At 72.4% G+C, this 13,649-nt stretch carries 13 protein-coding genes and 1 tRNA gene; 4 read left to right on the forward strand and 10 right to left on the reverse strand.

Features of this window, described 5'->3' with window-relative positions:
* Positions 1 to 137: 137 nt before the first annotated feature.
* The 5 genes from NHL53_RS11375 to NHL53_RS11395 are packed head-to-tail and all read right to left on the reverse strand — an operon-like array spanning position 138 to position 3,437.
* A complete protein-coding gene (locus NHL53_RS11375) occupies positions 138 to 905 on the reverse strand; it encodes a M23 family metallopeptidase (RefSeq protein WP_433776981.1) in 768 nt (255 codons plus the stop codon).
* The gene (locus NHL53_RS11380; RefSeq protein ID WP_433776982.1) at positions 905 to 1,240 is read right to left on the reverse strand and encodes a TadE family type IV pilus minor pilin; all 336 of its coding nucleotides are present in this window, start codon (positions 1,238 to 1,240) and stop codon (positions 905 to 907) included. Before NHL53_RS11380 ends, NHL53_RS11375 begins: the two co-directional genes overlap by 1 nt.
* A gap of 7 nt (positions 1,241 to 1,247) precedes the next feature.
* Positions 1,248 to 1,421 carry a DUF4244 domain-containing protein gene (locus tag NHL53_RS11385; protein ID WP_433776983.1) on the reverse strand — a complete coding sequence of 58 codons (174 nt, stop codon included), beginning with the start codon at positions 1,419 to 1,421 and terminating at the stop codon, positions 1,248 to 1,250.
* A gap of 40 nt (positions 1,422 to 1,461) precedes the next feature.
* Positions 1,462 to 2,418: a type II secretion system F family protein gene (locus NHL53_RS11390; protein ID WP_433776984.1), complete on the reverse strand. Its 957-nt coding sequence runs from the start codon at positions 2,416 to 2,418 to the stop codon at positions 1,462 to 1,464.
* Positions 2,406 to 3,437: a TadA family conjugal transfer-associated ATPase gene (locus tag NHL53_RS11395; protein ID WP_433776985.1), complete on the reverse strand. Its 1,032-nt coding sequence runs from the start codon at positions 3,435 to 3,437 to the stop codon at positions 2,406 to 2,408. The genes NHL53_RS11390 and NHL53_RS11395 overlap by 13 nt, the downstream gene beginning before the upstream one ends.
* 276 nt (positions 3,438 to 3,713) lie before the next feature.
* On the opposite strand from NHL53_RS11395, the gene acs reads away from it, so the two are divergent.
* Positions 3,714 to 5,681: an acetate--CoA ligase gene (gene acs, locus NHL53_RS11400; RefSeq protein ID WP_433776986.1), complete on the forward strand. Its 1,968-nt coding sequence runs from the start codon at positions 3,714 to 3,716 to the stop codon at positions 5,679 to 5,681.
* A gap of 63 nt (positions 5,682 to 5,744) precedes the next feature.
* Here acs and NHL53_RS11405 read toward each other — a convergent pair whose 3' ends face one another.
* Entirely contained in the window at positions 5,745 to 6,212 is a 468-nt protein-coding gene (locus NHL53_RS11405; protein ID WP_433776987.1) for a RidA family protein, read from the reverse strand.
* A complete protein-coding gene (locus NHL53_RS11410; RefSeq protein ID WP_433776988.1) occupies positions 6,209 to 6,427 on the reverse strand; it encodes a hypothetical protein in 219 nt (72 codons plus the stop codon). The genes NHL53_RS11405 and NHL53_RS11410 overlap by 4 nt, the downstream gene beginning before the upstream one ends.
* A gap of 99 nt (positions 6,428 to 6,526) precedes the next feature.
* On the opposite strand from NHL53_RS11410, the gene NHL53_RS11415 reads away from it, so the two are divergent.
* Both NHL53_RS11415 and NHL53_RS11420 read left to right on the forward strand, forming a co-directional pair.
* Complete coding sequence (locus tag NHL53_RS11415) at positions 6,527 to 9,145, forward strand: transglycosylase domain-containing protein (protein WP_433776989.1); 2,619 nt, start codon at positions 6,527 to 6,529, stop codon at positions 9,143 to 9,145.
* Complete coding sequence (locus NHL53_RS11420) at positions 9,145 to 10,056, forward strand: metallophosphoesterase (protein WP_433776990.1); 912 nt, start codon at positions 9,145 to 9,147, stop codon at positions 10,054 to 10,056. Before NHL53_RS11415 ends, NHL53_RS11420 begins: the two co-directional genes overlap by 1 nt.
* On the opposite strand, the gene NHL53_RS11425 is transcribed toward NHL53_RS11420, so the two are convergent.
* Complete coding sequence (locus tag NHL53_RS11425) at positions 10,057 to 11,994, reverse strand: PQQ-binding-like beta-propeller repeat protein (RefSeq protein ID WP_433776991.1); 1,938 nt, start codon at positions 11,992 to 11,994, stop codon at positions 10,057 to 10,059.
* Positions 11,995 to 12,094: 100 nt separating this feature from the next.
* Positions 12,095 to 12,697, reverse strand: coding sequence for a GTP pyrophosphokinase (locus tag NHL53_RS11430; RefSeq protein ID WP_433776992.1), 603 nt, complete (start codon positions 12,695 to 12,697; stop codon positions 12,095 to 12,097).
* A 102-nt stretch (positions 12,698 to 12,799) separates the two neighbouring features.
* Between NHL53_RS11430 and NHL53_RS11435 the strand changes: the two genes are divergently transcribed.
* A tRNA-Pro gene (locus NHL53_RS11435) sits at positions 12,800 to 12,873 on the forward strand.
* Positions 12,874 to 12,922: 49 nt separating this feature from the next.
* On the opposite strand, the gene NHL53_RS11440 is transcribed toward NHL53_RS11435, so the two are convergent.
* The gene (locus tag NHL53_RS11440) at positions 12,923 to 13,597 is read right to left on the reverse strand and encodes a metal-dependent transcriptional regulator (RefSeq protein WP_433776993.1); all 675 of its coding nucleotides are present in this window, start codon (positions 13,595 to 13,597) and stop codon (positions 12,923 to 12,925) included.
* Positions 13,598 to 13,649: the final 52 nt, after the last annotated feature.

The following is a 13,649-nucleotide window of genomic DNA, read 5'->3' on the forward strand; positions in this document are numbered from 1 at the left end:
GACTCCCCTGAGACCATGATCGTCGCTTCTCGGCCCGGGAGATCGCAAATCGCGAGATCCGCGTGCCTCGCACCCGCGAGATGCGCGGTCCGGTCCGCACGGCGTCTGCGGCGGTCATGCGCGTCTCCTCGTCGCGGCTATCCGCCGAGGGCGACCCCGACCTCGGCGAGGAACGCAGCCGGGTCGACGGGGACGCCATCGACGTGGGTCTCGAAGTGGAGGTGGCATCCCGTCGAGTCGCCGGAGGATCCCTCTGCGCCGATCTGCTGACCGGAGACCACGTCATCGCCCGCGTTCACGAAGATCCCCGACGCGTGCATATGGAGGTAGACCGTCTGCACGCCCGAGCCGTGGTCGATGACGATGGCTCCGTTGCCTCCGTATCGGGTTCCGAACCCCGCGTCCGTGACGGTGCCGGAAGCCGCGGCCCAGATGGGCGCGTCGCAGCCGGAGGAGAAGTCGACGCCCTGATGAAGCCGGCGATCGCCGTGGATCGGATGGATGCGCCATCCGTAGGCGTCCGTCACGACGCCTGCGCTGGGACGCGCCCAGCCGAGGTCGTTCACGTCGCCGTCGGATCCGCCGCCCGCGGGCGGCGGGCCGGCGCGCGCTGACGCCGAGACGGGGATGCCGGCGAACGCGCCTCTGACCTCGATCGTGGCCTCTCGCTCATCGATGACGCAGGTCGCGAGGTGGGTCCCCTGCGCGGCGGCGAGGCGCCCCGATCGGGCACAGGGCTCTCCCGCGGCGAAGCCCGCGAGCGCGTCGGCCGCGGCGAGGGCGGCCCCGTCGGCGACGCCCTGGAGGCGCTGCGCCTCGGTCGCGGCCGCTCCGACCGAGACGAGGCCGATCGCCAGCGCCCCGGTGACGGCGACCACGCCGGCCTGCAGCACGGCGCCGGCCATCAGGTCCCTCCCGCCAGCGCGCACCCGGTCGCCTCGAGCGGGATGCTCGCGACGGCGAGGCGGAACGACGTGCTCGCCGTCACGCAGACGAGCTCGCCCTCCTCGCTGACGCGCACGTCGGCGCCCGGCACCTGGGCGGTGACCGCTCCGGGCGCGCGGTCGGGTTCGTCGCGGGCGACGAGCCGCGCCGCGTCGGCCGCCGCATCCTGCAGCCGCACCTGCGTGCCCGCCGCCGACAGGGCGCCGACGGCGATCACGAGCACGGCCGCGACGGCGGGGAGGGCGACCGCCGCCTCCGCCGAAGCGGATCCGCGGTCGCCCCCGAGACAGCTCATGCCCATGTCAGGGCACCTGCAGCGCGCGTTCGACGATGCCGTTCAGCAGCTCCTGCACTCCGCCGGATCGCATCACCGCGACGAGCGCGCCGGCGATGGCCACCGCTCCCATTGTCACGATCGCGTACTCGGCCGTGTTGGCGCCCTCTTCGTCGCGCCACAGGTCCGTCAGCGTCCTCATGTCCGTTCCTCTCTTCTCTTCCTCTTCGGTGTCCGCCGGCTCATCCGGCGAAGTCGGGCAGGGGCGTGCTCTGCAGCACGGCCAGGAGCATCGGCGCCACGCCGAGCAGCAGGAAGGCCGGGAGCGTGCAGACGCCCATGGGCAGCAGCAGGCGCGTTCCGATGCGAGCGCCCGCGAGGCGCCCGGCCGTCCGAGCGCGATGCCGCTGGTGGGAGGCCTCGGCGCGCAGCAGCTCGACGGCGGGGACGCCCGCTTCGCGGGAGAGGGCCAGCACGCGCCGCACCCCGGCACCCTCCCCCAGCGCGCTCGTCCTCATCCACTCGGCGGCCCGTCCCAGCACCTCCTCGCCGCGTTCGACCGAGACGCCGCCGGTGAGCGCGATCGCGAGCAGCTCCTCGTGGATGCCGGGGGTGCCGGCGGGCGGGCGCGTCGTCCGCACGATGCGCCCGGTCCAGAGTCGGGAGGCGAGCACGAGCAGGAGCCCGCCGCCGAGGCAGAGCGCCCCGGGAAGGCTGCCGAGCAGCACGCCGACGGGATCGAGTCCGAGCCCGAGGCCGACGACGACGCCGAGCACGGGCAGCCAGGCCATGAGACGCGCGGATGCGGCGGGCTCCGCGAGCGCCACGCGCACGTCGTCGCGCACCTCCTCAGCGTCGCGCAGAGACCGTGCGACGCCCCGCAGCGTCTCGGCGAGCGGCGCGCCGACCGTCTCGGCGACCTCCCATGCGGCCGCGACGTCGCCCCACGCCGTGCCGTCTTCGGCGAGCCCCCGCGTCGACCGGGACCGGTCAGGCTGCTGCGCGGCGATCGCCGCCGCCAGAGGCGCCCCCGCCTCGGCGCGATCGACGATCTGCCGCGCGGCCGCGTCGCCCGCATCGGCGATGTGCCGCCACGCGCGAGCGGGGCTCGCTCCGGCCTCGAGGAGGACGGCGAGGGACAGGATCGTCTCGGCCGCGTCGTGCACGGTCTCCTCCCGCCGACGCGTCAGGACTCCCACGGCCGCACCTCCTCGATCTCGAGGCGCCCGCCGCGCACCGCCAGTTCGCCGACCGCGGCGAGCTGACGCGATCCGTCGGCGCGGCGCACCACGTGCAGGACGAGGTCGAGCGCGCTCGCGGCCTGCCGGGCGACGGCGGAGTCGTCCCACCCGGCGAGCGCTCCGAGCGCCTCGAGCCGCGCGGGCACGTCGACGAGCCCGTTGGCGTGCAGAGTGCCCGCTCCACCGTCGTGGCCCGTGTTGAGCGCCGTCAGCAGATCCCGGATCTCCTCGCCCCGGCACTCTCCGACGACGATGCGGTCGGGCCGCATGCGCAGCGATTCCCGGACGAGGCGCGCGAGGCCGATGCCGCCTGCTCCTTCGCGGTTCGCCTGCCGCGCCTCGAGCGCGATGTGATGCGGGTGCCGCAGCTGGAGCTCGGCGACGTCCTCGATCGTCACGATCCGCTCGCGCCGCGACGCGCAGGCGAGGAGCGCCCCGAGGAGCGTGGTCTTCCCGCTGCCCGCGCCGCCCGTGATGAGCACGTTGGCGCGCGCGTCGACGATGCCTCCCAGCCAGTCGCGCACCTCGGGAGGGAAGGATCCGCCGCGGCACAGGCCGTCGAGGTCGATCTCGCGCACGCGCGGCACCCGCACCGAGATGGCGGTGCCCGCGGACGCGATCGGCGCGAGCGCGACGTGCACGCGCACGCCGCCGGAGAGGCGCACGTCGATGAGGGGAGAGCTGTCGTCGACGTGCCGGCCGCCTCGCGCGACGAGGTCGGTCGCGAGATCGCGCACCTCGCGCTCGGACGCGCGCCAGGAGGGGACGGGCTCGGCGCCGCCGCCGCGATCGACGAACAGCCCGGCGTCGCCGTTGACGAACAGGTCGGTCACGCTCTCGTCGGCGACGAACCGCGCGAGCGGCCCGAAGGCGTCGAGGTCGGGTGGTGGAGGAGCCGCCGGGCCTCCGGACGCACCGCGCGCCGTCCGCGGCCCCGGGGCCGCCCCGCGCCGCTCGACGACGAATCTCTCTGCCATGGGGGCGACGCTAGGAGCGGCGCGATGCCCCCGGCAGGAGAGCGGGCGTCGGCCTCAGATAACCCCGCGGGATCCGCCCCTGTGGAGACGAGGTCGGGGGTGCCGCGGCGGCATCCCTCCTTTCGGAGGTAGTCGCATCCGACGCGACGGCCGTATCGTCAAGGAAGGGTCGCCCGTCCGCATCATCGCGCGGTGCGGGCGGCGCCATCCGCACGAAGGGGCGTCGCCGCAGAGCAGCGCGGCGCTCCCCGCTGAGAGCCGCGAAGGAGCGCGCACATGAGCCAGCAGATCGATCACCTCATGAACGAGGATCGCCGCTTCCCGCCGAGCGAGGAGTTCGCCGCGAACGCGGTGGCTTCCCCGGATCTCTACAAGGCGGCGTCCGCCGACCGCCTCGGCTTCTGGGCCGACCAGGCGCGGTCGCTCCTCACTTGGCACACGCCGTTCTCCGAGGTCCTCGACTGGTCGAATCCGCCGTTCGCGAAGTGGTTCGCAGACGGCGAGCTGAACGTCGCGTACAACTGCCTCGATCGCCACGTGGAGGAGGGGAACGGCGACCGCGTCGCCTTCCACTTCGAGGGCGAGCCCGGCGACACCCGTACCATCACGTACGCGGAGCTCACCGAGGAGGTCAAGCGCGCCGCGAACGCGCTGAGCGAGCTCGGCATCGGCCGCGGCGACCGGGTGGCCGTCTACCTGCCGATGATCCCGGAGGCGGTCGTCTCGCTACTGGCCGTGGCGCGTCTCGGCGCGATCCACTCCGTCGTGTTCGGCGGGTTCAGCGCCGACAGCCTCCGCTCGCGCATCGACGACGCGGGAGCGAAGCTCGTCATCACGGCTGACGGCGGGTATCGCAAAGGGCGCGCGTCCGCGCTCAAGCCCGCGGTCGACCAGGCGCTGTCCGATCGCGGAGACGGCGTGCAGGCGACCGTCGAGAACGTGCTCGTCGTCCGCCGCACCGGTCAGGACGTCGACTGGTCGGACGAGCGCGACCTGTGGTGGCACGACGTCGTGCCTCAGGCGTCGGCCGACCACACGGCGGAGGCCTTCCCCGCCGAGAACCCCCTCTTCATCCTCTACACGTCGGGCACGACGGGGCGCCCGAAGGGGATCCTGCACACGTCCGGCGGGTACCTCGCGCAGGCGGCGTTCACGCACCGCAACGTGTTCGACCTGCACCCCGAGTCGGACGTGTACTGGTGCACGGCCGACATCGGCTGGATCACGGGGCACAGCTACGCGGTGTACGGGCCCCTCGCGAACGGGGCCACGCAGGTGCTCTACGAGGGCACCCCCGAGCACCCCGAGCCCGGCCGCTGGTGGGACATCATCGAGAAGTACGGCGTGACGATCTTCTACACGGCCCCCACGGCCGTCCGCGGGTTCATGAAGCAGGGGCGGCAGATCCCGCAGAAGCGCGACCTGTCGTCGATCCGCCTCCTCGGCTCGGTCGGCGAGCCGATCAACCCCGAGGCGTGGATGTGGTTCCGCGAGGTCATCGGCGGCGGGAAGACCCCCATCGTGGACACCTGGTGGCAGACGGAGACCGGCGCGATCATGATCTCGGCGCTGCCGGGCATCACGACCGCGAAGCCCGGATCCGCGCAGGTGCCGCTGCCCGGCATCGCGATCGAGGTCGTCGACGAGAAGGGCGAGGCCGTCGGCAACGACGCGGGGGGCCTGCTCGTCGCGACCGAGCCGTGGCCGAGCATGCTGCGCGGCATCTGGGGCGACCCCGACCGCTTCGTCGAGACCTACTGGCGGATGTTCCAGGACAAGGGCTTCTACTTCGCGGGCGACGGGGCTCGCCGCGACGAGGACGGAGACATCTGGCTCCTGGGCCGCGTCGACGACGTCATGAACGTCTCGGGTCACCGCCTCTCGACGGCGGAGATCGAGTCGGCGCTCGTCGCGCACGAGGCGACGGCGGAGGCCGCCGTGGTCGGCGCGAGCGACGAGACCACCGGACAGGCGGTCGTGGCCTTCGTCATCCTCAAGGAGAGCTTCCTGCGCGAGCACACCCCGGAGGGGCTCGCGCAGGCGCTCCGGGCGTGGGTCGGCGAGCAGATCGGCCCCATCGCCCGTCCGCGCGACGTCTACATCGTCGGCGAGCTGCCGAAGACCCGGTCGGGCAAGATCATGCGGCGCCTCCTGCGCGACGTGGCCGAGGGGCGCGAGGTCGGCGACACGACGACGCTCGCCGACACGGCCGTCATGTCCACGATCAGCTCGCAGGTGAAGTGATCCGCTGACCGCACGCGATGAGGGCCGGAACGGATCCGTTCCGGCCCTCATCGCGTGCGGTGATCAGGCGATCTCGAACGCCACCTCGACCTCGACGGGCGCGTCGAGCGGCAGCGAGGCGACGCCGACGGCGGAGCGACTGTGGGCCCCCGCCTCGCCGAAGATCTCGCCGAGCACGTCGCTCGCGCCGTTGATCACCCCGGGCTGCCCCGTGAAGGCCGGGTCGGAGGCGACGAAGCCCGTCACCTTGAACACCCCGGCGATCCGGTCGACGCCGCCGACCGCGGCGGCCGCGGCGGCGAGCGCGTTCAGCGCGCACGTGCGGGCGAGGGCCTGCGCGTCGGCGGCGGGAACGAACCCGTGTCCGTCGCCGACCTTGCCGGTCTCGGGCAGGGCCCCGGCGACGAACGGCAGCTGCCCGGAGGTCCACACGAGGTCGCCGTGCACCTTGGCGGGAATGTAGGCGGCGACGGGCGCCGCGACGTCGGGGAGCGCGATCCCGAGCTCCGCCAGGCGAGCGGAGACGCTCACTGCGCGTCTCCGAACTGCTTCGCGGCCTCGGCCGCCGCGCTGAGGCCGGCGTTGGCCTCTCCCCCGCCGACGGGGCGCTTCAGGTAGGCCACGAGCCCGCCGTCGGCGTTCGGCACGACCTGCACGAGCTCCCAGCCCTGCTTGCCCCAGTTGTTCAGGATCGCGGCGGTGTTGTGGATCATCAGCGGAGTGGTGAGGTACTCCCAGGTGGTCACGGATTCTCCCGTCGAAGTGGCGTGTCGGACGCTGTGGATCGGGTCGAAGAACGGTGAGCGGACGCGACCGTTGTCAGCCTTCTCCTTTAGCATCACCCTATGCCCCATGCGAAAAGGACGACCAGCGGCGTGCTCGGCGGCCTGCTGGGCCTCATCGGCCTCAGCGCCGTGGCGGGTGTGCTCGTCACCGCCACGGTGACCCCCGCGATCGCCGTGACGAGCTACGCCTCGTCGAGCGCGATCTCGCTGTTCGAGAACATCCCCGGCTACCTCAAGGTCGATCGCCCCATGGAGCCGACGACGCTCTGGGCGAAGAAGAGCGACAGCGACGAGTACTACGAGCTCGCGTCGTTCTACGACCAGAACCGCGAGCCGGTCGAGTACACCGATGTGGCGCCCGCGGTCTACGACGCGCTGCTCTCCAGCGAGGATCCCCGCTACTACGAGCACGGGGGCGTCGACCTCATCGGCACGACGCGCGCGCTCCTCAGCAACGCGACGAGCGACAGCACGCAGGGCGGATCGTCGATCAGCCAGCAGTACGTCAAGAACGTGCAGGTGCAGGCGTGCGAGCGGCAGGCGGAGGGCGAGACCCAGGAGGAGGTCGATGAGATCCGCGTCGAGTGCTACAACGACGCGATCACGGCCGAGGGCACCGAGGGCTACAAGCGCAAGCTGCAGGAGATGCGGTACGCGATCACGATCGAGCAGGAGTACTCGAAGGAGGACATCCTCATCGGGTACCTGAACCTCGCGAACTTCGGCGGCACGACCTACGGCATCGAGGCCGCGGCGCAGCGCTACTTCAGCACGTCGGCCTCCGACCTCACGCTCGCGCAGGCCGCGACGCTCGCCGGCATGGTGCAGAACCCCAACACGTATCGCATCGACCGCACCGACGGATCCGTCCAGTACAAGGACGGCACGATGCACAACAGCGCGGAGGACGGCTACGCGCTCACGAAGGACCGCCGCGACTACGTGCTGAGGCGCATGGCCGAGGAGGGCAAGATCACGGCCGACCAGCGCGACGCCGCGTACGAGGAGGCGGTCGAACCCAAGATCAGCCACCGGGAGCAGGGGTGCGCCGCCGCGGGCGGCACGGCCTACTTCTGCCAGTACGTGAAGAACACGATCCTCTTCGACGATCGCTACTCCGCGGCCTTCGGCGAGACCTTCGACGAGCGCAGCGATCTGCTGACGCGCGGCGGCCTCGACATCTACACCACGCTCGACAACGAGCTGCAGTTCCAGGCGCAGAAGACCATGGAGAACCACGTGCCCTCGCACGTGGACTACATGAATCTCGGCGCGACCACCGTCCAGCTCGAGAACAGCACGGGGCGCATCCTCTCGATGGCGCAGAACACCCACTTCAACGAGAACGAGACCACGGGAGACGGCGAGTCCTCCCTCGTGTATGCCGCTGACCAGAAGGTCGGACGCTCCAACGGGTTCCCCGCGGGATCGACCTACAAGATCTTCACGATCATCGACTGGCTCGAGAACGGACGCAGCGTCAACGAGCGCCTCGACGGTCGCGTCGGGCGCGCCTATCCGATGTCCTGCGACGGTCAGCCCGCCGGCAGCTTCACGCCGGTGCGGGGCGACAACTTCGGCGGATCCGGCGGCAGCGTCGACACCGTCCGCAACTTCACGGGCCTGTCGCTCAACACCGGCTTCTACGCCATGGCTTCGCAGCTCGACGTCTGCGAGATCCACAAGGTCGCCGACCGCATGGGCGTGACCTTCGGCAACGGCGACTCGGTCGTCCCCGACGGCTTCCCCGGCGCCTTCAGCATCGTCGGATCGTTCAACGTCGCGCCCCTCGCGATGGCCGCCGTCTACGGCGCGGTGGCGAACAACGGCGAGCGGTGCGAGCCGACGGCCATCCTCAGCGTCAAGGACGGCTCCGGCGACGAGCTGACGATGCCAGACACCTCCTGCGAGCAGGTCCTCGACCCGAACATCGCCGCGACGACCGCCTTCGACATGGCGCGCGTGATGGAGGGCGGCCAGACCGGAAGCTCCGCGAACGTCGGCGACGGCATCCCCACCTTCGGCAAGACGGGAACCCACGAGTTCGAGCACACCTGGATGATCCAGTCGTCCAGCAAGGTGACGACCGCGGCGTGGCTCGGCAACGCGACGGGCAACGTGAAGTTCCAGGGCAACTGGGAGGCCGGGATGCCCCTCACCGACATCCGCTACCCGCTCTCCCGCGAGAACCAGGCGGCCGCGAACGCCAAGTACGGCGGAGACCCGTTCCCCGAGCCCGATCAGGAGCTCATCCGCGTCGTCCAGAAGGACGTGCCGAACGTCGCCGGCCGGTCGATCGAGGAGGCCACGAACATCCTCCGCGGCGCCGGGTTCCAGGTGACGCAGGGCGGCGAGGTCTCCGGATCGCAGGACAAGGGCCGCGTCGAACGCACCGATCCGAGCGGGCAGGCGCCCGCGGGGTCGATGATCACGATCCTCGTCTCGAACGGCAAGGGCACGACCGTGCCGAACGTCGTCGGCCGCGCCCCCGCTCAGGCGATCTCGCAGCTCGCCGAGGCGGGACTCGACGGAAAGCTCGGCTCGTGCACGAAGAGCGACGACGCGCCGGGCCGCGGCGTCGTCACGAGCACCGACCCCGGCGCGGGCGAGGATCTCAGCCGCGGCGACACCGTGCGCGTGAACTACGAGCGCGACAAGTGCCGCGGCGGAGACGACTGATGCCGTCGCGTCGCGGAGCGCTCGCCGCGGTCGGCGCGGCGGGCGCTCTCGGCGCGGCCGCCTGGGGCATCGGCGTCGAGCGCTACCTCTTCACGGTGCGCAGCCACGTGGCGCGCGTGCTCGCGCCCGGCTCGGCCCCGATCCGCGTGCTGCACCTCAGCGACATCCACATGGCGCCCTGGCAGCACCGCAAGCAGCGCTGGATCGCGCGCCTGAGGAGCCTGCGCCCCGATCTCGTGATCGACACGGGCGACAACCTCGGGCACGCCGACGGGCTCGCGGGCGTCCGAGCGGCCCTCTCGCCGTTCGCCGGCACGCCGGGCGTGCAGGTGCACGGGTCCAACGACATCTGGATGCCCGCGCCCCGCAACCCGTTCCGCTACTTCCTCGGTCCGTCGTCGCGGCAGCCGTCCGCGCCGAGGCAGGACGTCGAGGCGCTCGACCGCTTCCTCGGCGACGACCTCGGGTGGTTCGACCTCAACAACGCGGCGGTGTCGTTCGACATCCGCGGCCAGCGTCTCCGCTTCCTCGGCACCGACGACCCGCATCACGACCTCGACGACTGGAGCGCCCTCGACGCGAGCGCGGCGACGATGGCCGACGGCGGACTCTCGATCGGCGTGACCCACGCGCCGTACCGACGCGTGCTCGACGGCTTCGTCGACCGCGGCGCCGACATGATCTTCGCCGGCCACACCCACGGCGGGCAGGTGCGCGTGCCGGGGGTGGGCGCGCTCGTCGCCAACTGCGACCTGCCGCTGCGCCAGACCCGCGGCCTCTCGGTCTGGGAGCACGACGGACGCCGCGTGCCTCTCAACGTCAGCGCGGGCCTCGGTCACTCGATCTACGCGCCCGTGCGATTCGCGTGCCGCCCCGAGGCGTCGCTCATCACCCTCGCCCCGCGCCGCTGATCATCCCTCGCCGAGCCGCGCGACGCCCGTGACCCGCCCCGCGTCATCCGCGAGGATCCGCACGATCTCGCGCCCCGCGAGCAGATAGTCGTCGGAGAGCCGCCACAGCGGCTCCCTCCGGGCGGGATCGTACGCGAGCAGGCCGCCCCCGTGCGCCGCCCCGTAGATCATGCTCTCGCCGAGCAGCACGCTGTCGCCTCCCCGCGCGAGTGGCACCTCGCGCGCGATCTCGGGCAGCTCCACGGCCGGGGCGTCCTCCTCGACCTCGCCGGTCTCCGGGTCGAGCCAGACCATCCCGCCGCGCGGCGCGCCGGACGTCTGATCGGCGACGAGGAGGCGCTCCTCGTCGATCGCCACCGGGATCCGCCCCGCGACGTCCGCGGCGCGCCACAGTTCGGCCCCCGTCTCCGGATCGATCGAGGCGATCCCCCGCTCTCCCCAGGTGAGGAGCCGATCGCCGAGGCGCACCGGCGCCGCGGTCTCCTCGCTCCGCCACACGATCTCGCCCGTCCGGGCGTCGACGCCCGACACGACCACGCCGCCGTCCTCCCGGACCTCCGCCTGCACGAGCCGGCCCGCGACGTCCGCGACCGCGATCTCGCCCTCGCCGGGGATCAGCGTCCTCGACGCGCGGACCCCGCGCTCGGCGCTCCACGCGAGAGGCTCCCCCGCACCGGCGTCGATGAGGAGGTCGCCGTCGGATCCGCGCGCCGCGACGAGGTCGGCCCCGAGCCGCACGAGGTCGGCGTCGTCCCCGACGGGCGCCTCCCAGCGGCGCTCCCCTCCCGGGTCGTCCGCGGGCAGCCCGACGACGACGTCCGGATCCTCGAGAGAGACGACGAGATCTGATCCGACCACGACCGCGTCGCGGACCCCCGCGTCGAGGGAGGCGCTCGCGATCCGAGCGCCGTCGGACGCATCGAGCACCGCGATCTCGGATCCGCTCCAGACGAGAGCCCGCTCGTCGTCGGCGGCGCGCGCCTCCCACCCCTCGTCGAGCTCGAAGCCCGGCAGGAGCTCACCGATGTCGGCGGTCCAGCGCTCCTCCCCCGTCTCCACGTCGACAGCGGCGAGACGCGCCAGCGCATCGGCGTCGGACATGTCGGCCGGGAGCGAGAAGCCGTGCCACGCGCCGTCGACCGCGTCGTCCCACCCCTCGAAGGCGCCCGGCCGCGGGGCGTGGCCGCGTCCCGCCGCATCGTCCGGGCGGATCCCGTCGAACTCCGGCGGGAAGAAGGCGTCCTCCGCGACGAACGCGGGCTGCTCTCCCCGGCCGACCAGGCGCTCGTACTCCGCGTACGCCTCCACGTAGGCGGAGCCCGCCTGCCACCCGGCCTCGTAGTCCGCCTCGACGCCCTCGTACCAGGCGATCGTCGCTCCCTCGCCCGCGCCGCCGCGTTCCGAGGTCAGGCCCGCGAGGTCGGCGCGCGTCCCGACGAGCACCGCGTCGCCCATCGCCTCGGCCCACAGGGTGTGATGCTCCGGCAGCGTCGGCTCGTATCGCCAGGCGTCGACCGGCTCCGTCGCGATGTCGCGCACGCCGAGCGCCGCCTCCGCGCGGACGCCGCCGAGCAGATCGGGAACGACCATCGCGCCGATCGCGAGCAGAGCGCAGGCGGCCGCGCCGACGCCGGCGACGGCCAGCATCCGTCCCCGTCGCGGCGGCCGAGGCGCCGGAGCGTCGATGAGCGGGAAGCGGGCCCGCTCCGGCCGCTCTCGGGTGTCGATCTCGACATCGTCGCCCGGCGCCGACTGCACCGTCGGGATGCTGCCCGAGGCCGCGAGCTCCTCCGCACGCGCGGCATCCGCCCGCTGGAGGGCGTACTCGCGCCGCTGCTCGTCGACGACGGGGATCCCCCGTCCCCGCGCCCAGGCGTCATACCAGTCGGCGTAGTGCCGGTACAGCTGCTGGTACCGCGCGGCGCTGCGATCGATCATTCCCGTCCCTCTCCGCGCGAGACGCGTGCGCGGCACCGATCCACTCTGCCAGCCGGGCGCCACGGGCGACATGGGGAGAAGTCCCCATGTCGCGCCGAGGTCACTCCTCGAGGGCCGTGCGGATGTCGTCGAGGTTGCGGTCGGCCTGCTCCAGCAGCGCCGCCGTGAGGGCGAACCGGCGGTTGATCTCGGGGGTGGGCGCGGCGTTCTGCGGCTTGTAGCGGAAGTCGTGCTCGACCTCGGCCCAGACGTGCTCGAGCATCGTGCGCATCTGCACCTCGACGGGGATCCCGCCCGCGACGTCTTTGAACACGCCGCCGTCCTCGCGCGTGTAGCCGACGAACTGCACGCTGCGGTATCCGAAGCTCTCGTCGCCCAGCAGATCGCCCTTGTCGATGTACGACTCCTCCGCGACGTCGAGCAGACGCCGCGTCATGCGCTCGATCTGCGGCAGATCGCTGCGGAAGAACGCCATGATGCGCACGCCGACCATGTCGAGCGGGTGCCGATCCGGATCCCGCCGCACCTTCTCCTCGTACGAGCCGCGCTTCTTCACGCGCGCCTCGACGCGGAAGTCGAAGACGCCCCACTGGCGCAGCTGCAGCGGGATCTCGCGCTCGAGAGCGTCGCGCAGCGCGCGGTACTCGGTGAGGCCGCGATCGTACGCGCGCAGCGCTTCGCGGACCTGAGCCTCGACATCCATGCTCCCAGCGTAGGCGCGCGGCGCCGCGATGCCCGCGACGCGCGCGGGACGCGCCCCGGTTCGATACCGGGTCGCGGATCGGATAGACTGTTCTGGTTGCCACGGGGTGTGGCGCAGTTTGGTAGCGCGCTTCGTTCGGGACGAAGAGGTCGCAGGTTCAAATCCTGTCACCCCGACATCGAGAAGAGGGCCCGGATCCACCAGGATCCGGGCCCTCTTCGTCTCTCAGGCCGCGCTCACCCAGACCGCTCGGGTGGCGCTGCGCCCCAGCGGCGCCGTCGCCCCCGAGCCCTCGACGACGAGATCGACGGCGTCGGAGTAGGGCGCGCCCTCGCGCAGCTCGACGACGGCGCCGATGCCGACGCCCCGGTCGGCGAAGAACTGCAGCAGGCCCGGATCGGCGTCGGAGATCCGCTCGATGCGCCCCCGCTCCCCGGGGGCGAGCTCCGAGAGCGGGCGTGCGTCGGGCCGATCGACGTCGCCGTCGCGCGTGGGGATCGGGTCGCCGTGCGGGTCGCGGCGAGGGAAGCCGAGCTGCTCGTCGATGCGGTCGACCATGAAGTCGCTCACCGCATGCTCGAGCGTCTCGGCCTCGTCGTGCACCTGATCCCACCGGTAGCCGAGCACCTGCACGAGGAACGTCTCGATGAGCCGGTGCCTGCGCACCATCGCGACCGCGTGCTCCCGACCCTCCGGCGTGAGCGACACGGCGCCGTACGGCGCATGCTCCACGAGCCCCTGGTCGCCGAGCTTGCGGATCGCGTCGGACGTCGTCGACAGCCGCACCCCGGCCTTCGCGGCGACGGTCGTCGGGGTGACGGGATCGTCGCTCCACTCGCCCAGGCTCCAGATGGCCTTCAGGTAGTTCTGGGCGCTGGCAGACAGCGAGGAGACCGACACGGCATCCAGGCTAGCAACCCCCCGCCGGAACGCCTCGGGGCCCGCGGGGCGG

The sequence above is a fragment of the Microbacterium sp. gxy059 genome (assembly GCF_050958665.1).
Taxonomy (GTDB): Bacteria; Actinomycetota; Actinomycetes; order Actinomycetales; family Microbacteriaceae; genus Microbacterium.